Source organism: Streptomyces sp. NPDC046900, from assembly GCF_040644975.1.
GTDB lineage: Bacteria > Actinomycetota > Actinomycetes > Streptomycetales > Streptomycetaceae > Streptomyces.
On record NZ_JBEYXD010000041.1, the window covers coordinates 40,943 to 60,258 of the forward strand.

Sequence of the window (19,316 nt, forward strand, 5' to 3'; positions counted from 1 at the left end):
GGTTGCCTGGGCGGCGGGCAGGGACCGCTGGTCCGTGCTGGCGGTCGCCTCCCTGCCCGGCGGGCGTCACGGCGATGCGTGCGGCCTGGGCCCATGGGTGCAAGCGGCGCCGGGCTCACCAGTCACCGTGGTTGCGGTCGTGGTGGTGCCAGTTCCGGCCCTCGTGCTCGTAGCGGTTCCAGTCGTACCGGTGGTGGGACCTGTCGGACTTCCAGTCGCATTCCTTGTCGTCCCAGCGGTGGGAGTGACCGTCGCGGCCGTGCCAGGCCGAGTCGATGGCGCTGTCGTCGTGGTGCCAGCCGCGGATGCGGTCCCAGGTGTAGCCCTCCTCGAGCAGGTACCCGACACCGTGGTCCCAGCGGTAGTCGGTGGCCTTGGCGCTGACAGCCGGACGCTGGGCGTGCGTGGTCACAGGAGTCGCGGCCGAAGCAGCGCCCCCCGCACCGAGAACGGCAACACTCGCGACCAGCACGGAGCAAGCAGTGGCAGAGATGTGCTTCGTGAGCTTCTTCATGGTCTTTCCTTCCGGATCGGTGCGGTCTGCACCATCGGCCGCTGTGCAGGCGATGTGATGCGCCTGGAACTGGCTGAGCAAAGCTTTTCCATACGCCGTATGAAAGCTCTCTCCCAGTAGTACCATACGGTGTATGGAAATGTCGAGGGCATCCCACCGAAGAAGGTCTGGGCCACGATGATCTGCCGCCTGCTCGGCGTGCCGCGCAAGGACGAGCCGCCGTTTCGAGCCTGGTCCGATGCCCTGGTCACAGCCGCCGGCATAAGGCCTGAGGAGGTCTCCACCGAGAGGGACAGGGCGGGCGATCAGGCGCGGGGCGAGGCGGGCTGGCACTTGGTGGACCTCGCCGGGCAGCCCGGTGGCAGTCCGAGCGGCGGCATACTCTCCGCCTTCGCGGGCGAGCCGGGTCCGCCCTGCGCCTCACACAGGAGGGACTGACTGCGGGGCGCGAGTCACGCGTCCCAGCCGTCCCGCCCGCCGGCTGAACGACTCAGACGCGGGAGGCCGCCTCGCAGCCGGTGGGGCCCTGCTCGCAAGCTCGCCCCGTAGTTGACGCGGCGGCAGGAAGGGGGCGCCGGGCGAGGTCACGGGCCTCCTCCGGGGAGAGGCCGAGCATGTGCAGAAGCAGCTCGGCCATCTTGCCTGCCGCGTGGTCGCTGACGGCCTCGGGCCGGTGGAGCCACAGCTCCAGGAGCGCCAGCAGGCTGCCGTTCAGCACGGTCAGCGCGACGACCGGGTCGACCACTCTGAAGCGGCCCGTGGCCATGCCCTGCTCCACGTCGCGCTTCGCGCGCGGAGTCAGTCCGTAGCCGGCGCATATGCGGCCAAGCCCGCTGTGGCACAGGATGCGCATGATCTCCGGGTGCGACTCAGCCAGGCGCGCGCCGAGCCGCACGCCCCCAGCAAGGCGCTCGGCGGGATCACTGATGCCGTGCAGGCGCTTGTCGATGGCTTGCGCGTACTCCTCCAGCGCATCGGCCACGGCCGCATCGAACAGATCCGGCTTGCCCGTGAAGTGGTTGTAGAAGGAGCCGAAGCCCACGTCCGCACGCTCGGCGATGGTGCGAATGCTGGCGCTGGTGTCGCCAGACTCGGCCAGAATCGTCCGCGCGGCGCGGATGAGTGCCTGCCGGGTCTCGGCCCGACGGCGTTCGAATCGGTTCCTGGGTGAGACCGCCATCGGCGGCACCCCCTGACAAGAGCACCAGTTCTGATGAATCCATCATGACACTAGAAGCCTCCGACCGTCCACCCCGAACCCTGCCGCATCCGGGCCCCGCGATTACCAAGGCACTCCCGGCCAGGCGAGGGCAACCTCCGTGGTCATATCTGATGATTTGATCAGCTCTGGGGGCTTGACGAGGAAGTGGGTCGTATCTGATGATTTCATCAGAAATGGACAAAGTATTCCAAGTCCGACCTATGGCACAACGGTGGACCGCTCAGCCCAGCGACGAGATCGCGTGCCTCACCGTTCCACCACGGCTTCAGGTCGTCCGCCGCGCCTCCAGGCCGACGCTTTGTCACCTCCGCACCGATGGGATCAACCTCGATGACGAACACGGACCACATGCCGCTCGCCGAGCCTGTGAGCTCCAGCGAGATACCCGACGCAGCGATAGCGATGATCGATGCCGAGGGGACGGTGGTGGCGTGGACGCAGGCCGCTCAGCGGCTTGTCGGGCACTCGGCCAGGGAGATGGTGGGCCGGTCCGCCCTCCAGGTGCTGCCGCGCCGTGAGGACGCCTTGAGCGCAGCGGCGGCCTTCGAGCAGTGCCGTGCCCAGGGTGGCTGGTCCGGCACCGTGGCGGTCCGCCACCGCGACGGCCGCACGCTCACGATGACGCTGCGGGTCTCGCTGCTGTGGGGACAGGGCGCCGCCACCCGGTGGCTGGTGTCCGGGGCCGACATAGGCGCGCTCTCCTCGGGAGCGACGGACGGATCGGTACGCGAGTCGCTGCTCTCCCACGCACCGATCGGCATCGTCGTTCGTGACCTGCAGCTGCGCTGCACATGGGTGAACGACGCCGCGGAGAGCCACGACGGAATTCCTCGTGACCGACGGTTCGGGCGCCGCTTGAAGGATTCGCTGCCCGGTTTTGAGGCCGAGGCGCTGGAGGTGGTGATGCGGCAGGTATTGGAGAGCGGCATACCATGGTCCACGAGTGCCGGGCGTGGCCGCCGGCCGATCGGCGCCGGGAGCGCGTGTTCTCGGCCTCGTTCTTCTGCCTCCAGGACGCGGACGGCACGCCCCTGGGCGTGTGCTCTTTGAGCGTGGATGTCAGCGGCAACCGGCGGGCGCGTGAGCGCCTGGCCATCCTCAGCGAAGCCAGCACGCGCATCGGCAGCACCCTCGACGTCATGCAGACCGGGCAGGAACTGGCCGAGCTCGCTGTGCCCCTGCTGGCCGACCACGCCCTCGTCGATCTGGTGGAGTCGGTCTCCTTCGGCGTGGAGCTCTCTGCACGGATCGGTACCACGAGCGGCCGCCTACCGCTGCTGCGCCGTGCCGGTCTGGCCACCATCGACCCGGACGTCCCGGCATTGCCGTGGGTGCGTGAAGAGGTGGTCCACCCCCACCCCAACTCGTCGTTCGCCGCCGTTCTGCGCACGGGCCGGTCTCACCTGGAACCGGTGCTGGACACCCATGCCGGCCCGTGGGTCGACCACGACCCGGTGCGGGCACAGAAGGTGCGCGACAGCGGAATCCACTCACTCATGGTCGTGCCCATCCGTGCGCGGCGCTGCGTGCTGGGACTGGCGCTGTTCGGCCGCTCCGAGGAACAAAAGCCGTTCCAGGAGGACGACCAGCTCCTCGCCGAGGAGCTGGTCACCCGGGCCGCGCTCTGCCTGGACAACGCCCTGCAGTACGCGCGTGAGCGCACCGCGGCCCTCACCCTGCAACGCGACCTGCTCCCCCACCGGGTGCAGGGCGGTGCCGCCGTCGAGGTGGCCTCGCGCTATGTGCCGGCCGATATGGATTACGGCGTGGGGGGTGACTGGTTCGACGTGATCGAGCTGTCCGGCGCCCGGGTTGCCCTCGTCGTCGGCGATGTCGTCGGACACGGCATCAACGCCGCGGCAGCGATGGGCCGGCTGCGCACCGCCGTCCGCACGCTCGCGGACATGGACCTGCCTCCCCATGAACTGCTGGCGCACCTTGATGACACGGTCCGGCGGATGAGCGAGGAAGACGCCGACAATCCGGACCAGGTCCCGGCTGTGGTGGGCGCCACCTGCCTGTATGCCGTCTATGACCCGGTCACCCGGCGATGCACGATGGCGCGGGCCGGGCACCCCCCGCCCGCCATCATCGACCCGCAGGGACGCGTCGTCTTCCCCGACCTGCCGGCCGGAGCTCCCCTCGGCCTCGGCCTCGGACTGGTCCCCTTCGAGTCCGTGGAACTGCAACTGCCCGAAAAAAGCCTGCTCGCGCTCTACACCGACGGTCTGGTCGAGTCCCGCGACGAGGACATCGACGTCGGCCTGCACCGCCTGGGCACCGCCCTGGCACAGCCCGGTGCACCCCTGGAGGACCTGTGCTCGCGGGTGATCCAGCCCCTGCCGACGCAGGCACCGGTCGACGATGTCACCTTGCTCCTTGCGCGGACCCGCGCACTCGAGCCGGCCCAGGTCGCCTCGTGGGAGCTGCCCAGCGAGCCGGCCGCGGCCCGTACCGCCAGACAGGCGGCTGCCCGCCAGCTCAGCGCATGGGGGCTAGAGCACCTGGCGACCAACGTGGAGCTGATCGTCAGTGAACTGGTCACCAACGCCATCCGCCACGGCCAGGAACCCAACCGCCTACGGCTCATCCAGCACCAGGTGTTGACGTGCGAGGTCTTCGATGGCAACACCAGCCACCCGCGCCCCCGCCATCCCCGAATCCTCGACGAGAACGGCCGCGGTCTTTTCCTCGTCGCTCAGCTGTCCCGCAGGTGGGGCTCCCGCCCCGCGACGGCCGGCAAGGTCGTCTGGGCCGAACAAGACCTGACCGCACGGCCGTTGCCTGATGCGCACCGACCCGGCGACGACTGCTTCGTGAGCACCGACCTGAAGGCGCCGCCAACGTCGCCGCAGGCGCTCGGAGGGACGTGTAAAAAATGAACGCTTACGCAAACAATGCCGCAACGGTCGATTCCGGTGGCACCGGCAGGGCTCACACCTTCGACGGCGTGGCAGCCGCCGTGCTCGACCACCAAGGCGCGGTAGTGCGGTGGAGCAGGGCGGCACAGGACCTGACGGGGGTTACCGCCGAGGAGGTCTGCGGCCACCCTGTACTGGAACTGGTGGCCGAGCTCCCCGACGATCTGCGCAATGCCCCGCAGATGCCGGCATCCGGCCGGGCACGGCTGCGGCACCAGTGCGGCCACCTCATCGACGTCGCTTTCCGAACCATCGAAGTGGAGGGCTCGGCCGAGTTCCTCCTTCTCGCGGTCCCGACCCACCACGTCGACCACGAGCAGCACGAGCAGGGCGCAGCGCTCCTGCGCGCACTGTCCGCACAGAACCGGATCACCATCGCTCTGCACGACAGAAATCTCGCCACCGTGCAGACCAACGCCATGCCGGGCACTTTCGACGGCCATCCCGTGCAGCCCGGCACCCGGCTGTGCGACGTGCTGTGCACCGAGGACGCCCAGAACCTCGAGGCAGTGCTGCGGCAGGTCCTGGAGACGGGCGCCCCGGTGGTCCGCAGAAACCAGCACGTGCGCTGGCGGAACCAGCCCGCGCAGCAGCACGCACTGTCTGTGTCCGCCTTCCGTCTGGAGGACGAAAGGGGACGCCCCACAGGGGTCGCGGCCCTGTACATCGACAGCACCGACGCGCAGCGCGCCCGCCGCAATCTGGATCTCGCCCGCGAGGTGGCCGAGCAGGTAGGAGCGTCCCTGGATGTCGTGCGCACCGCACAAGACCTTGCGGACGTACTCGCACCCGCGTTCGGAGATCTCGCCGCAGTCGTCCTTGCGCAGTCCGTGCCCGACGGCGACGAACCACCCAAGCAGCTGGGCGGCGGAGATCTCCGTCTGTGCACCGCGGCCCTGGCGCCGACCACCGCCGCGTGGCCGGCCGGCAGCAAGCGCGGCGCCCCCGTCCCCCCACTGTCCGACCACCCCCTCCTACGCAGCTCCCAACACGGCAAGACCGTCGTCTATAGCCGTGACGACTTCATCGCCCTGATGGGCGGCCCACAACCGGCCGAGTCCGTTCTCCCGAATGACGCCCATGCGGTGATGGTGGCGCCGCTGTACGCCCGCGGCCTCACCCTCGGAAACATCGTGGTCTGGCGCACCCGCCAATCGGACCCGTTCACCGAGGACGAGACGGATCTCATGACACAGATCGCCTCACGGGCCGCGCTCGCCATCGACAACGCCCGCCGCTACACACGCGAGCACAAGGCGGCCGTGGCGCTGCAGCAGCGCCTCCTTCCCCCTGCCACCACCGACACTCCGGCAGCCGAGACCGCCGGCGTCTACCTGCCCGCAGGCGGCGGGGCAGACATCAGCGGCGACTGGTACGACGCCATTGCCCTGCCCTCACTCCGGCTGGCCCTGGTCGCCGGAGACGTGGTCGGCCACGGCATGCCGGCCAGTGCCACCATGGGCCGCCTGCGCGCCGCCATCCAGACCCTCGCCGACCTCGAACTGGAGCCGGACGAGTTGCTCACCCGGATCGCAGACCTGGTCCAGCGCCTCGCAGCCGAAGCCCCACCCAGCGACCACGACACCATCGGCGCCACCTGCCTGTACGCGGTCTACGACCCCGTCACCCGCCACTGTGCCATGGCCAGTGCCGGGCACCCTCCCCCGGTCCTGGTCCGGCCCGACGGAACCGCCGAAACCATCCAGATCTCCCCCGGGCCCCCCCTGTCCGTCAGCGGCATGCCCTACGAGACCACCACGATCGACCTCGAGCCGGGCAGCATCCTCGCCCTCTACACCGACGGCCTGATCGAACCGGGCGACCGCGACATCGACCAAGGCCTGCGGCAGTTGACGGACGGCCTCGCCGCATCCTGCCGCCCGGATCGCGCCCTGGACGAAACCGGCCGGGCCCTCCTCACCGGCCTGGTGGAGGAAGCGCCGCGTGACGACGCAACCCTACTGCTGGCCCGCACCCGCGCCATACCGGCGGAGGACACCGCTCAGTGGGAGATCCCGGCCGATCCTTCCGCCGTCTCCAAGGCCCGAGAATGGGCCACCCGCCAACTCACCCGGTGGGGGCTGGACGAACTCCACTTCGCCACCGAACTCATCGTCAGCGAACTGGTGACCAACGCCATCCGATACGGTCGTCCGCCGTCGCAGCTGCGCCTGATCCGCCACAACGTCCTGGTCTGCGAAGTCACCGACTCCAGCAGCAGCCAGCCCCGCCTGCAGCGGGCCCGCACCACCGACGAAGGGGGGCGCGGCCTGTTCATCATCGCTCAACTCGCCGCACGCTGGGGCTGCCGCCACGGCCAGAACGGCAAGACGATCTGGTCCGAACAGCTCATCGATTGACCCCCAGTCAGATGCCGCGCAGAGAGCCGCGCGGGCCCTTCCATTACCCCATCAGGCGACCATCCGACCATGATCGACAAATCGGATGAACAATTACGGAGTAACACATGACGCTCACGGTCCGCGATCCTGCACAGAGGATTCCACGACGCGTGCAGGAGCTACCCCGGGTGCGGCAAGGAGCTAAATCCTTCGCGTCACTCGCCCACCCGGGTGAGCCGCCGCGATCACAATCCGTGCTGAAAGTCGCCTTGCTGCTCATTGCGACGATCACGCTCATTGATTTTCACGTGCCGCAGTCAGTTCATCTGGGCGACCTGCTGATCACGATCCCTGCGATAACCGCCTGGTACGCGAGCGCGCGGGCGACCGCTCTGGTCACGATCACGGCCATGGGGGCCCTGATGGCCATCTGCCTGGTCCACGAGTCGGTGAACCCGCCACAGGTGGCTGCCCTGATTGCGACCTCGGTGGCCATCACGACCGGCCGACACCTGGCCGAACGCAGGCAGCGAAAGCTGGTCCAGGTGCGCGCAGTAGCCGAGACCGCGCAACGCGCCATACTCCCTCCCCTCCCCCGCCGACTCGGACCCCTTCGCCTGGCCTCGGTGTACCTGGCGGCCGCGGAGGAAGCATGCATCGGCGGAGACCTGTACACCGCCGTGCGCACGGCCACGGGGACACGATTGATCATCGGCGACGTTCGCGGCAAGGGCCTGCCGGCTGTCGGCGGCGCTGCCCACATCATCGGAACATTCCGCGACGCCGCCCGCCGGCTGGCAACCCTGCCGGAGCTCGCCGCCTACCTGGATACATGCGTCCGCAGCAACGCAGCCGAAGAAGTGGAACCCGGACAGAGCGAAGACGTGTTCGCCACCGCCACCATCCTCGAGATCCCCGACGACGAGCCCGTCGTGCGGAGCGTCACCTGCGGACACCCCCCGCCGGTCCTCCTGCGCGCGAACGACGTGGTGACCCTGGAAACCAGCCAACCCGCGCCCCCGCTGGGCCTGGGCGCATTGACGCAAACCACCTACCAGCTCGACACTTTCAACCTACGTGCCAAAGAAACCCTCCTCCTCTACACCGACGGCGCCATCGAAGCCCGAAATGCCGACGGCATCTTTTACCCGCTCACCAAACGGCTCACCCCTCAGAACCACCGCCATCCCGCAGCGCTCCTCGACCACGTTCGCGGCGACCTTCTCAACCACGTCGGCGGGCGGCTCCACGACGACGCCGCCTTGATCGCCATCGAACGTCAGCCCGGGTGAATCACACGAGCGGGGGGAGTGTCATCCCTGAAAGGGCGGGGCCGGTCAAGCGTCGGGCTTCACCGGGTCTCTCCTGTTGAGCGGCTCTGATGGCGGCGTGCTGAGGTGAGGGGACGGGGTGGGCCCGTTCCCGGCTGGTGTGCTGTGGTCCCGCCTGCCGGCGGAACGTTGTAGGGGTGTGCTCTTCACCAGGTGTGGTGCTGACGTGGCGGTGCTCCGGCCGCCGGTCATCCTCCGCCGCGCCCGAGGCGTGCGAATCCCGGTGCGGCATGGTGTGGTTCGGCACACGGCCGACGGGATCAATCATGAATCCGGCCGGGCCGCAGTGCGGGGGCAGCACCCAGCCCCACCCGCGGCGTGCCCGCACCCCTGACGAGGGAGGACGCGGCCTGTCCGTCATCGCTCAACTCGCCGCACGCTGGGGCTGCCGCACAGCCAGAATGGCAAGACGATCTGGTGCGAACAGCTCATCGAGTGTCCCGGCTGAGCACGATCAGAGTTCGCGGCCGACACGATGTCCGGCTGTGCGCGGCCACCCGTCGGCGCGCTGCTTCCGACCGCGTCTTCCGTGATCGCTTGTGCGCGTCTGCGGTTCCTTCAGGGCTCTTGACCATGGTGGAACTACAGAACGTCCCAGGCCGGGAATCGGGCGGACGCCTTCGCGCTCAGCTCGGCCCACACCGTCTTGCCTTGTCGGGCGTGGCGTGTTCCCCAGCGCTCGGCGATGTGGGCGACCAGGAGCAGGCCCCGGCCTCCCTCGTCGAAGGTGCGGGCCCGGCGCAGGTGAGGAGTAGTGCTACTGGTGTCGGAGACCTCGCACACAAGGGCACGGTCGTGGATCAGGCGCAGCCGTATGGGAGGGCGACCGTAGCGTATGGCGTTGGTGACCAGCTCGCTGACCGTCAGTTCGGTGGTGAACTCGAGCTCCTCCAGGCCCCAACTGCTCAACTGCTGGGCGACGTTCGATCGAACCCGGGACACGGAGACGGGGTCGGCATCCACGTCCCAGCTGGCGACTTGCCGAGCTCCAAGGGCGCGGGTGCGGGCCAGGAGCAGGGCGACATCGTCCTGCGGTCGATCAGCCGGTAGCAAAGCTCCAAGCACGGTGTCGCACGTGGCTTGGAGGGAGGGAGCAGGCTGGGCGAGGGCTTGGCGGAGCAGGGCGACACCCGCGTCGATGTCGTGGTCGCGGGCTTCGATCAAGCCATCGGTGTACAGGGCAAGGAGGCTGCCTTCGGGTAGGTCGAACTCCGCCGCCTCGAAAGGCAGGCCGCCCAGACCCAGCGGCGGTCCGGGGGGCAGGTCGAGGAGGTCGGCGGTTCCGTCCCGGCTCACCAGGGCCGGCAACACGTGCCCCGCGCGGGCGAGGGCGCACTGGCGGGAAACGGGGTCGTAGACGGCGTACAGACAGGTGGCGCCGATGTCCCCGGCCGCTTCGACGGTCGGGTCCGCGGAGGCTTCGGCCGACAGACGGATGACCACGTCGTCCAGGTGCGTGAGGAGTTCGTCGGGCGGCAGGTCGATGTCGGCCAGCGTGCGGACGGCGGTCCGCAGCCGCCCCATGGTGGCGGCTGCATGGATGCCGTGTCCGACCACGTCACCCACCACCAGGGCGACGCGAGCCCCGGACAACGGGATGACGTCGTACCAGTCGCCGCCCACGCCGGCCTGACCCCCCGCAGGCAGGTAGCGGTAGGCAATCTCCACAGCCGACTGCTCCGCGGTGTGCTGCGGGAGCAGGCTGCGCTGCAGCGTGAGGGCGGTGGCACGCGCGTGCGTGTAGCGGCGGGCGTTGTCGACGGCCACCGCCGCCCTGGCGGCGATCTCCTGGGCGAGGAGCAGGTCCTCGTCGTCGAAGAAGTCGGGGTTGCGGTGCCGGTTGAACTGCGCGACGCCCAGCGTGGAGTCCCGTGCCCGCAACGGTACCACCAGCGTCGAGTGGGCCAGTTGGTCACCTCCGGCGACATCGCGGGGCGCTGCCGGGCTGACGTGCCGGGATGGCTGACCGGTGATCAGGGCGCGAGCCGGTGGCGAACCCTCCGCAGGGATGTGGAGCTGCTGCGGCCGGAGCGTCAAGGCCGGATCGCCCTCCACCACCGACCGCTGGGCGACCCGCCGGAGCGTCACAGGGCCCTCCTCCGGGGTGTCGTTTCCGTGCAGCACGGCGTCGAGCAGGTCGACGGTGACGAGGTCGGCGAAACGCTCGGTGGCGAGGTCCGCCAGTTCTTGCGCGGTGCGGGCGATGTCCAGCGTGGTGCCGATGCGCATGCCCGCCTCGTTCACCATCGACAGCCGCCACTGCAGTCGCCGGTCCCGCTCCCCCTGGTAGACCGCCACGCCCTGCTCCGACATGCGGTCGATGTAACCGGTCATCGTCACGATCAGCTTGCGCGCCGCCGCGCTGAGCAACTCGGCATCGTCGGTCAGCCGGGGCATCTCTTCGAGGAGCCGGTCGACGATGACACCCTGCCCGAGCCTAAAGGCCCGCAGCATCACGCTCAGCGGCGTCCCGCGGCGAGCAAGCCGACCCGCGCGGTCCGCGTCGGCAGTCGGCGTGTCGATCCGGCCCGGCTCGATGCCGTCCGCCAGGACGGCCAAGGCCGCGAGAACGTGCTCGGTGACGTTCTGTGCCGTCATGCGGGCGATGTCCGGGTCTTCCCACACCTCAGGAACTCCACGCTGCAAGGATCGCTCCACATCGTGGATCAGCCCGCCTGCTCGCAGGCTGACCTCACGCGCGGCACGGGACACAAGACTGTCCGCAGTGAAGCCCACAGAAACGACGTTACGCCGCACCGGCGTGCAGAGCCCTTCTCTCACTCGTTCCGGGCTTGTGCGAGCAGCTGGGCCACCACGTCTTCTGAGCCGTCCCTGAGCCAGGTCGTCCAGCACGGTCCTGTTCTCGTACAGCTGCCGCCACCCGACAAGTAGCTCTCTGTAGCAGATCAGGGGTGCTTGTCTGAGTTTTCGATCTTCCCGTTTTGTTGCTCGTGTTGCTCGGTCACGGTGGTCAGGTCATGATGATCACGAGGAGGCCGGGATGCGGCAGGAGTGGGAGCCGGACGACCTGCATCACCCCGGGCCCCGGGCGGGGCAAGACCATCCACGTCCGTCTTCCACGGTGACAGCTCCCCTCACGGATCAACCGCGGCCAGGGGGTGAAATTGATCCCGCTAGACGTTCCTGAACCACAGGGTTCATCCATGGATCTTCACGGTCACGCTGTATCGGCCCTCATCGCCGACGCAGCGCCGGGCCTCGCCGCAACTGATGCGGCGGGCTGTGATGTCTGCTGAGCCGGGCCGGACGGCGTGCAGGGTGAGTTCGACAGTGCCGCAGCCGGCGCCTGGGGCACAGGTGTGGGCTGGTGTGACCCGCGAGGTGTCGGCGGCGGCCAGGACATCCGGTGTTCTGCTGGTGAGGTCGGACCAGTATGTGCTGTGCAGTGTGATCACCACCGAGGTGCCCACGGTGACGGAGACGGTGGTGTGGTTCGCGCGCTCGTCCAGCCGGAGGTGTGTGGGCGTTGGCGTGGTCGGCGTGACCGGCTGCGCGGCGTCGGCGCCGCAGGCCGAGGTGGCGGCGAGAGCCAGGCATGCGGCGAAGCGGAGTGCAGAGTTGGTGCGCGGGAGCGCCATGAACGGGACCTTTCCAGGCAGTTTGTGCCGATGAGACGGTTCCGCCCCGGCAGTGGTTCCTTGCCGGGGCGGAACGTGTCGTGCTGTGCCCAGGGAGTCCTGGTGGGGTCAGGAGGCGTTGAGGGCGGTGTCGTCGACCACGAAGCTGGTCTGGAGGCTGGAGTCCTCGGTGCCGGTGAACTTCAGGGTCACCGTCTGACCGGCGTAGCTGGACAGGTTGAAGGACTTGAGTGCATAGCCACTCGCCGCGTTCAGGTTGGAGTAGGTGGCCAGGGTGGTGGAGCCGACCTGGACGGTCAGCTTGTCGTAGGCGGTGGTCGTGGTGGTCTCGGCGGTGTCGATGTGCAGGTAGAAGGAGAAGGTGGCGCTGCATCCGGATGGGATGGTCACCGACTGGGACAGGGCGTCGGTGTGGGCGCTGCCGTAACCGTCCATCCAGGCCTTCCAGCTGCCAGAGTGGGCGGGCTCACCGGCGGAGTTGTCGATCACGCCGGTGCTGGCCGTCCAGGGCGCGGCGGTGCCGGTCTCGAAGCCGGGGTTGCCGAGCTTTTGGCCCGGGCTGGAGCAGCCGCCGCCGGTGGTGCTGATGGTCCAGGTGAACGAGGTGCTGCCGGAGGCGTTCGTGCTGTCCTTGGCGGTGACCGTGACGGAGGAGGTGCCGGCCGTGGTTGGGGTGCCGGTGATCTTGCCGCTGGAGGAGATGCTGAGCCCCGCCGGCAGTCCGGTCGCCGTGTAGGTGAGTGTCTGGCTCGTGTCGGAGTCGGAGCCTGTCATCTGCAGGGACACGGCGGTGCCCACGGTGCCGCTCTGGTTGCCGGGGTTGTTCACTGTGACCGTGTTGCCCGTGGTGCCGCCGACGATCGCGTGCGAAATGGCACACGCGTTGGTGTCGTTGGACCAGCTGGCCTGCTCGGCGAAGGTGCCGGTGCCCATCGTGACGTTGGCCGCTCCGCCCGTCTGGCCCGGAGCGATCCAGGCGCATTCGTCGGAGTTCTCCTGGCCGTTGTACGAGCTGCCGGTGTGGTTGGTCCAGCCGCCGGCCGGGTTCTGGTCCGACATCATCTCGTGCCACTCGTGGCCGAGTGTCATGGTCCAGCCGTCGAGGGTGCCGGGGGTGTTGACGAACCCGACGCCGCAGCCCGCGCCCGAGTCCATGTTGTACGGCTGGTTGCTGAAGGCGACATCGCCGACGGTCGATGTGACCGCACCGCCCGTCAGCGTGGTGTCACCGTTCCAGTCGTGCCATGCGCAGTACTGCCCCTGGTAGTTGTCCGGGTTGGTGCCGTGGGGCGACAGGATCACGTAGTACGCGTCGCGGTTGGACGCAGCCGTGGTGTTGCCGAAGTGACTGGCTGCCTTCACAGCCTCGACGCCGAGCTGGTGCCCGGTGGCGGCACTGGGTGACGCCCCCGAGTTGTCGTACCAGGTGCCAGCCAGCACGCCGCCACTCTGGTAGGGGACGAAGTTGGCGTTCGCCGGGCAACTGGTCGCGCCGGTCGTCACGTTTGGACCGTCGCACCACTGGGTCAGGTCAGCCGACCAGCGCTCGTTACCGGTGCCGATGTCCTTGAACATCTCCTGAGCAACGGGCGCGGCGCCCGCCGAGTCGCCGGAGAAGGTCAGGTCCCCGCTGCCGTTGGTGCTCTGCGTACCCCACTGGGTGCCGTAGAAGACCAGGTAGACCTTCGAGTGGCCGCTCTGGACACCGATACCGTCGACGCCGCCGCCGTAGGACAGCGTCTGAGGCCCGGTCGCGACGCTCGCGGACTTCTGGGAGGCCGCCCATGCCTTCATCTTGGCATGCTGCTGGAGGGTCGGCAGCGCGCCGTGCCGGTACGGGTGCTGGTACGCGGGGCTGTAGGGGTTGGCGACGGAGCCGCTCGAAGCCTGTGACGCGGCCGGCGCGGCCACCGCCTGGGGTGCGACGGCCAGCATGCCGCCGGCTATCAGGGCTGCGGCCGACGTCAGCGCGGCGGCCCCGCGGCGGGTGAATAGCCGGAGCGGGTTGGGTCTCGCGTGGCCCGTGTTCTGTGATCGCAAGCGACTGCCCTTCCTGGGGAGTTGGTGCCCTGCGACGGGAAGTCATCTTCCTGTCAAGGCCATGACAAATCAGCCAATGCTTCGACAGGACACGGTCAACTGCCGCCAGGGCCTCAAGTGGCGCACGTTCTTCGGTGTGAGCTGCCACCCCGGTCAGTGGTGGCCCCGCGATGCTACTGAGCGCCCGCCCCCGCTGACCATCAGTCAACGGCAAAGCCTTTGCCTCATTAAGCAATACGACAGAGCCCCAACCGCGATAAATCCAGACAGAGTTGATGCCGCCCACTCCCCCACCAGGAAGACGGAGCGGATCGGCTATAGCGTGTGATGCCATGGACGTGGACGACGGATCAGTCAGTGACCTCACAGCACTGGGCCTGGCACGCTACGAGGCACAGATCTACCTCGCACTGGTCAGGCGCGAGTCGTACACCGCCGCTGAGGTGGCGCGTGAGGCGGATGTGCCCCGTCAGCGCGTCTACGACGTATTGGACGCCCTGGTGCGGCGCCGGCTCGCCACCGTCCGCCCGGGCCGGGTGGCCACGTTCTCCGCGGTCACACCCGAGCTTGCCACCGCCCGGCTCATGGCGCTGCAACGCGAATCCCTCGAACGGCTCGAGCAAGTGTCTTCGGCACTCGTCACCGCCCTGCTGCCCGTCTGGTCCGACGGGCGCACCAAGACCGACCCGCTCGACTACATCGAGGTCCTGCGCGATCCCAAGGCCATCGCCGAACGATTCGCCGACATCCAGGAACAGGCCGGACGCGAACTGCTGAGCTTCTCCCAACGGCCCTTCCTTGCCCCAGTCGCCAACACCGAGGGGATCGCGACGGTGCGCCGACTGCGCAGGGCAGGCGGCCGGGCCCGAGCCATCTACACCCATGACGCGCTCAACGACGCCGAAGTACTGGAGCACGTACGGTGTTTCAGCGAAGCCGGGGAGGAGGCACGATTCATCGCCGAGCTGCCGCTTAAGCTGATCATTGCCGACGCTTCACTCGTGCTCTGCGACATGCCGGACCCGGTTGCCGGCACCGGCGCCACCACCGCGCTCTACATCGAACACCCAGCGCTCGCCAAGTGCCTGCAACTGGCTTTCCAGAACGTCTGGGACCGCGCCGATCCGACGAACACTGCCCGCGGAGTCTATGGGAAGTCCCGTAATTAGGGCGGGGGTACGCGTGTAACACTGTCGGCATGCGGTGGGGTGCGTTCGGGCGTGGGACGAGGGTGCCACTTGCGATTGCGGCGGGATCCCTGGGAGTGGCACTGGCGGGAGGCTGTTCGCTGGCTGGCGAGATGTCGGACGCCCGCCGTATCGACGCCTCACCCGTGCGGGTCCGCGGTGTCGTCGACCGGGTGGTGCCGGTCAAAGGGGGGACGACGTTCAGGGGCTCCTACCAAGTCGAAGGTCAGCGGTTCGCCACCGAGGACTTGCCAGTGGGCCAAGGGGCCAAGCTGACGGACCCCACGGTGGGTACCACCGTGTGTCTCGAAGCCTCGACCGTGCACCCAGAGACGGTACGGCTGTGCAACCAGAGGTATCCGAGCGGCGACGACATGATTCCCACCGAAGGCCTAATCGTGGTGGCAGGCGCAGCAGGCACCCTGATGGCCGCCGGCTGGATCCTGGTGGTCACCCGACAGGAGCGTCGGGAGAACCGCCGGTCCGTCTCGGCTGCGCAGGCGACTGACCTGACGTCCGCAGGCACCGAAGCTTGAGCGACAGAGATCATTTGCGGGACAGCCTTGAGTGTCCTGAACGGCCCCCGGGTCGGTAGAGACCTCGGACTGTCCCGAGTTGGGTGGAGTCGAGACGTTGGGCGGCACATGCAAACACTCGCCCAACGGAACGACCGCTCGATGCCGCATCCCAGTGCAAGCACCCGACCCAGCCCGCTCAGGCGGAGGTAGCACCGAATGACCAGCACAGCGACACGAGCAGTACCGCACGACACAGGCGCCGGCGAGCCGGCGGACATCGTCAAAGTGATCAGCGCGGCACACCGGGCGGAACAGCTCGCCATCACAGACCCCGCATCCAGCCCAGCAGACACCGTTGCTGTCGAACTGAACGGATACCTGCCCTCCTTGCTCGCTGTGGCGGAAGTCCGTCTGGCCCGCATGAGCGACAACACACCCACCGCCCTGCGGGCCCGTGACGTCCCGACGAACACCCTCCGGCACACCAGATCGGTGCACCTGGCCGAAGAGGGCGGCGAACTGACCAACCCCACCGCACGACTCCACCTCCTGGCAGGAGCTTGCCGGCTGCTCTACCAGAACCTCGAGACCGGCCGGTAGCCCGCCAACTCCCCCCGCACGCTTTCCTCCCCCTGTCCCTTGGCGTGCGGCGGGTCGAGACGGGGCGGCCCCGCACCCGACCGCGCCCTCGCATCGCGGTTCCCCCGAGGGCGCGGGGCCGCCCTCCTCCCCACCCTCGGAAAGTCATCGCTGCAGGCGAGGGCGACAATGCGGCGTCGGCTGGCATCAACCTCTGCGTGATCGTTTCGCTGGTGTACAAGGTGACCCGGAAGTTTCTGTCCGTACCGGCGGTGCTGCTGTGCCGCGACACACCTCCAAGGACGCCGAGCTGCTCGTGCTACGGCACGAGAACGCGGTGCTGCGTCGGCAGTTGAAAGGCCCGGTCCGCTACGAGCCCGCGGACCTGTTCTGGTTCGCGACGCTGTCCGCGCAGATACCCGGCCGCCTCGGCGCACGGTCTTCCCGGTCACCCCCGGCACGCTCCTGACCTGGCACCGCCGGCACATCGCCGCCAAGTGGGACTACAGCAGGCGGCGCTCGCGAACCGGACGACCGCCAACCAGGGAGGCGATCAGGAAGCTCATCCTTCGTCTGGCACGGGAGAACCCCACGTGGGGGCACAGGAGGATCCAGGGCGAGCCGGCCCGGCTCGGCCACCCCATCGCCGCCTCCACGGTCTGGGAAATCCTCCACGCCGCGGGCGTCGACCCGACCCCGCGCCGCTCCGGCCCCACCAGGCGCGAGTTCCTCACCACCCAAGCCGAAGGGACCATCGCCTGCGACTTCCCGCGCATCGACACCGCGCTGGGCAGCAGGCTGTACGCGCTGGCGTTCCCGAGCACGGCACCCGCCGGCTCCATATCACCGGCGTCACTGCCCACCCGACCCAGGCCTGGGCCGTCCAACAGGCACGAAATCTCGCCGCCGACCTCGGCACGCGCGTGGAGCCACTGCGGTTCCTGATGCACGACCGCGATGACAAGTACGGCGAGGCCTTCGACGCGATACTCGCAGCCGAAGAGATGGAAATCCTCAAGAGCGCGCCGCGGGTGCCGCGGATGAATGCCCACTGCGAGAGGATCATCAGTAGCATCCGGCGTGAGGCCCTCGATCACGTCCTCACGGTGGGCGAGGCCCACGCCCGACAGGTCTTGGCCACCTACAAGAAGCACCACAACGCGCATCGGCCTCATCGGGCCCGCCGTCAGCTGCCACCCGACTCGGTCCAACAGCCCGCCACCGTACACGACTTCGATACACGCAGCCTCCTGCGCACCCGCGTCCTCGGCGGCGCCATCAACGACTACCGTTACACGGCCTGAGGAGCAGCGATGACTTTCCGAGCCCCCACAAGGTCCGACTGCCTTCGGGGCTGCTGCGCGGCATGCGCCTGTACGGGCGCCCAGAACTGTGGCAGGAACTGGCGCACGCCCACTGGCTCCGGCTGCCCGACCTCAAGTCGGCGTGGCGCGTCGGCGGCCCGTACGCGTACGGGCCGCTCGCCGTGGCCCAGCCGTACCGCCTAGTCGTCGATCGCCGCCCCGTACAGCGCGTCCGTCGGCAGGCCGCCGAACGCGCTCGGGCCGTAGTTCCAGGAGCCGGAGGCCGTCAGGCCCGAGCTGCGCGCGGAGAACACCCAGACGTAGCCGTCGTTGGTGTTCTCACCGGGTGCCGAGGCGAGCAGGCCGAAGCGGCCGTCGTCGTTCGGGTCGGTGAAGGCGACCTGGCCGCCGAACTTGTCGCCCTTCTCGACGGAGCCCGGGACGTTCGCGGTGCCCTGGTTCACCGACAGTGCGCCGGTGGACGTCATGCCCTTGACCGAGCCGCGCAGGACCGTGACGGCGCCCGCGTCCGCGACGCTGCCGATGTCCTCGCCCGCGACACCGATCGCCACGTCCGCGTATCCGTCGCCGTTGCTGTCGCCGACAGATAGGTCGGTGCCGAAGCCGTCGCCCCGCTCACTCGCGCCCGGCACGCCCGCCGAGTTCTGGGTCCACCACACCGGAGGGGTGCCCGGCCCCTCCCGGCCGGCGGGCCCCTCCGCACTGCCGTAGTAGACGCCGACCATGCCGCCGCTCATGCTCGCGCCACCGTCGTCCGGGCTGTGCGGCTCGCCGGTAACCAGGTCGTCGTAGCCGTCGCGGTTGATGTCGCCGGACGCGACGACCGGGCCGCCGCGCACCGCGGTGATCGGCAGCGGCTCTTCGTTCGACGCGGAGCCGGGCAGGATGTACGACCAGCCGTAGCCCGGCTCGTCGCCCACGCTGGTGCCGGAGACGACCAGGTCGGCGAAGCCGTTGTTGTCGTAGTCGCCCGTGGTCATCGACTTGGGCTGGATGCCCGGCGCGTCGTCGGCGGAGGCCTGGCTGAGCATCTTCCGCGGAGGCGAGGTGAGCGTGGAGCGCGACTTCTGCACAGGCCGCCGTGCCTGTGCGCCCGCGCTCTTGGCGGTGGGCTGGGAGGCGGGCTCGAAGGTGTAGATCGTCAGCCCGACCGAGTCCATGACGGCGAGCAAGTCGCCCGGAGTAGTGTCGCCGAAGCGGGCTGCGGCGAGCGAGGCGCCGAACCTGCCGCCCGTGGTGGGGTCGTCGGACTGCAGCCAGTCGCTGGCCGATCCGGTGAGGCCGTTCGGCGTGCCCCACAGGATGATCGCGCCGCCCGCGTTGGCGACGGCGCCGAGGTCTTCGCCGGGGATGCCGATGATCGCGTCGTCGTAGCCGTCGCCGTCGAGGTCGCCGGTGGCCAGCGACTTGCCGAAGCCGTCACCGGTCTCGGCGGCGCCGGGGACGCCCGTGGAGTTCTGGCTGAAGGCCTTGACCCTGGTCGTGCCGATGCCCTTGGGTCCGCCGTACTGCACGGTTACCATGCCCGCGCCCTTGTGTCCGCCGACCGCCGCCCCGGGGCCGCCGACGAGCACGTCGTCGTATCCGTCGCCGTTGAAGTCGGTGTTGCGGTCGTTGGCGTGTGTTCCGCCGGGTGTTCCGGCGTAGGCGCTGGGGGCGGTCGCGATGACCGCGCCCGTCACGAGGAGAAACGATGCCGCCGCGACGGCGGCCGAGCGGTGCTTGCGCATGAGCGGCT

At 68.9% G+C, this 19,316-nt stretch carries 17 protein-coding genes; 10 read left to right on the plus strand and 7 right to left on the minus strand.

The genetic code is table 11. The features are described from left to right. Window positions 1-115 precede the first annotated feature (115 nt). Window positions 116-514: a hypothetical protein gene (locus ABZ904_RS30965; RefSeq protein WP_359404190.1), complete on the minus strand. Its 399-nt coding sequence runs from the start codon at window positions 512-514 to the stop codon at window positions 116-118. Window positions 515-643: 129 nt separating this feature from the next. Between ABZ904_RS30965 and ABZ904_RS30970 the strand changes: the two genes are divergently transcribed. Beyond that, window positions 644-952 carry a hypothetical protein gene (locus ABZ904_RS30970; protein WP_361001789.1) on the plus strand — a complete coding sequence of 103 codons (309 nt, stop codon included), beginning with the start codon at window positions 644-646 and terminating at the stop codon, window positions 950-952. A gap of 52 nt (window positions 953-1,004) precedes the next feature. Here ABZ904_RS30970 and ABZ904_RS30975 read toward each other — a convergent pair whose 3' ends face one another. Further along, window positions 1,005-1,694, minus strand: coding sequence for a TetR/AcrR family transcriptional regulator (locus ABZ904_RS30975; protein ID WP_359404184.1), 690 nt, complete (start codon window positions 1,692-1,694; stop codon window positions 1,005-1,007). Window positions 1,695-2,066: 372 nt separating this feature from the next. Between ABZ904_RS30975 and ABZ904_RS30980 the strand changes: the two genes are divergently transcribed. The 4 genes from ABZ904_RS30980 (at window position 2,067) to ABZ904_RS30995 (ending at window position 8,291) form a co-directional block, all read left to right on the plus strand. Further along, entirely contained in the window at window positions 2,067-2,786 is a 720-nt protein-coding gene (locus tag ABZ904_RS30980) for a PAS domain-containing protein (protein ID WP_361826952.1), read from the plus strand. Beyond that, window positions 2,720-4,618 carry a SpoIIE family protein phosphatase gene (locus ABZ904_RS30985; protein ID WP_361826955.1) on the plus strand — a complete coding sequence of 633 codons (1,899 nt, stop codon included), beginning with the start codon at window positions 2,720-2,722 and terminating at the stop codon, window positions 4,616-4,618. The genes ABZ904_RS30980 and ABZ904_RS30985 overlap by 67 nt, the downstream gene beginning before the upstream one ends. After that, window positions 4,615-7,017 carry a SpoIIE family protein phosphatase gene (locus ABZ904_RS30990; RefSeq protein WP_361001783.1) on the plus strand — a complete coding sequence of 801 codons (2,403 nt, stop codon included), beginning with the start codon at window positions 4,615-4,617 and terminating at the stop codon, window positions 7,015-7,017. Before ABZ904_RS30985 ends, ABZ904_RS30990 begins: the two co-directional genes overlap by 4 nt. A gap of 107 nt (window positions 7,018-7,124) precedes the next feature. Beyond that, window positions 7,125-8,291 (plus strand): PP2C family protein-serine/threonine phosphatase, encoded by a 1,167-nt coding sequence (locus ABZ904_RS30995; protein ID WP_361001780.1) that lies wholly within the window; start codon window positions 7,125-7,127, stop codon window positions 8,289-8,291. 621 nt (window positions 8,292-8,912) lie between these two features. Here ABZ904_RS30995 and ABZ904_RS31000 read toward each other — a convergent pair. The 3 genes from ABZ904_RS31000 to ABZ904_RS31010 all read right to left on the minus strand — a co-directional run bounded on the left by ABZ904_RS31000 (window position 8,913) and on the right by ABZ904_RS31010 (window position 13,969). Further along, window positions 8,913-10,955 (minus strand): SpoIIE family protein phosphatase, encoded by a 2,043-nt coding sequence (locus ABZ904_RS31000; RefSeq protein WP_361001777.1) that lies wholly within the window; start codon window positions 10,953-10,955, stop codon window positions 8,913-8,915. Between the two features lie 533 nt (window positions 10,956-11,488). After that, complete coding sequence (locus ABZ904_RS31005) at window positions 11,489-11,929, minus strand: hypothetical protein (protein ID WP_361001774.1); 441 nt, start codon at window positions 11,927-11,929, stop codon at window positions 11,489-11,491. A 108-nt stretch (window positions 11,930-12,037) separates the two neighbouring features. Beyond that, a complete protein-coding gene (locus ABZ904_RS31010) occupies window positions 12,038-13,969 on the minus strand; it encodes a putative Ig domain-containing protein (RefSeq protein WP_361826959.1) in 1,932 nt (643 codons plus the stop codon). Between the two features lie 332 nt (window positions 13,970-14,301). Between ABZ904_RS31010 and ABZ904_RS31015 the strand changes: the two genes are divergently transcribed. The 4 genes from ABZ904_RS31015 to ABZ904_RS31030 all read left to right on the plus strand — a co-directional run bounded on the left by ABZ904_RS31015 (window position 14,302) and on the right by ABZ904_RS31030 (window position 16,722). Next, window positions 14,302-15,138, plus strand: a complete 837-nt coding sequence (locus tag ABZ904_RS31015) for a helix-turn-helix domain-containing protein (RefSeq protein WP_359404155.1) — start codon at window positions 14,302-14,304, stop codon at window positions 15,136-15,138. 29 nt (window positions 15,139-15,167) lie between these two features. Beyond that, window positions 15,168-15,692, plus strand: coding sequence for a hypothetical protein (locus ABZ904_RS31020; RefSeq protein ID WP_361826962.1), 525 nt, complete (start codon window positions 15,168-15,170; stop codon window positions 15,690-15,692). Window positions 15,693-15,890: 198 nt separating this feature from the next. Further along, window positions 15,891-16,274 (plus strand): hypothetical protein, encoded by a 384-nt coding sequence (locus tag ABZ904_RS31025; protein ID WP_359404149.1) that lies wholly within the window; start codon window positions 15,891-15,893, stop codon window positions 16,272-16,274. Between the two features lie 259 nt (window positions 16,275-16,533). Further along, window positions 16,534-16,722 (plus strand): hypothetical protein, encoded by a 189-nt coding sequence (locus tag ABZ904_RS31030; protein ID WP_361826965.1) that lies wholly within the window; start codon window positions 16,534-16,536, stop codon window positions 16,720-16,722. Between the two features lie 34 nt (window positions 16,723-16,756). Here ABZ904_RS31030 and ABZ904_RS31035 read toward each other — a convergent pair whose 3' ends face one another. Next, entirely contained in the window at window positions 16,757-17,350 is a 594-nt protein-coding gene (locus tag ABZ904_RS31035; protein ID WP_361826989.1) for a hypothetical protein, read from the minus strand. Between ABZ904_RS31035 and ABZ904_RS31040 the strand changes: the two genes are divergently transcribed. Next, a complete protein-coding gene (locus tag ABZ904_RS31040; RefSeq protein ID WP_361826986.1) occupies window positions 17,294-17,557 on the plus strand; it encodes an integrase core domain-containing protein in 264 nt (87 codons plus the stop codon). The genes ABZ904_RS31035 and ABZ904_RS31040 overlap by 57 nt on opposite strands. Before the next feature lie 200 nt (window positions 17,558-17,757). On the opposite strand, the gene ABZ904_RS31045 is transcribed toward ABZ904_RS31040, so the two are convergent. Then, window positions 17,758-19,308, minus strand: a complete 1,551-nt coding sequence (locus tag ABZ904_RS31045) for an FG-GAP and VCBS repeat-containing protein (protein ID WP_361826968.1) — start codon at window positions 19,306-19,308, stop codon at window positions 17,758-17,760. Window positions 19,309-19,316 lie beyond the last annotated feature (8 nt).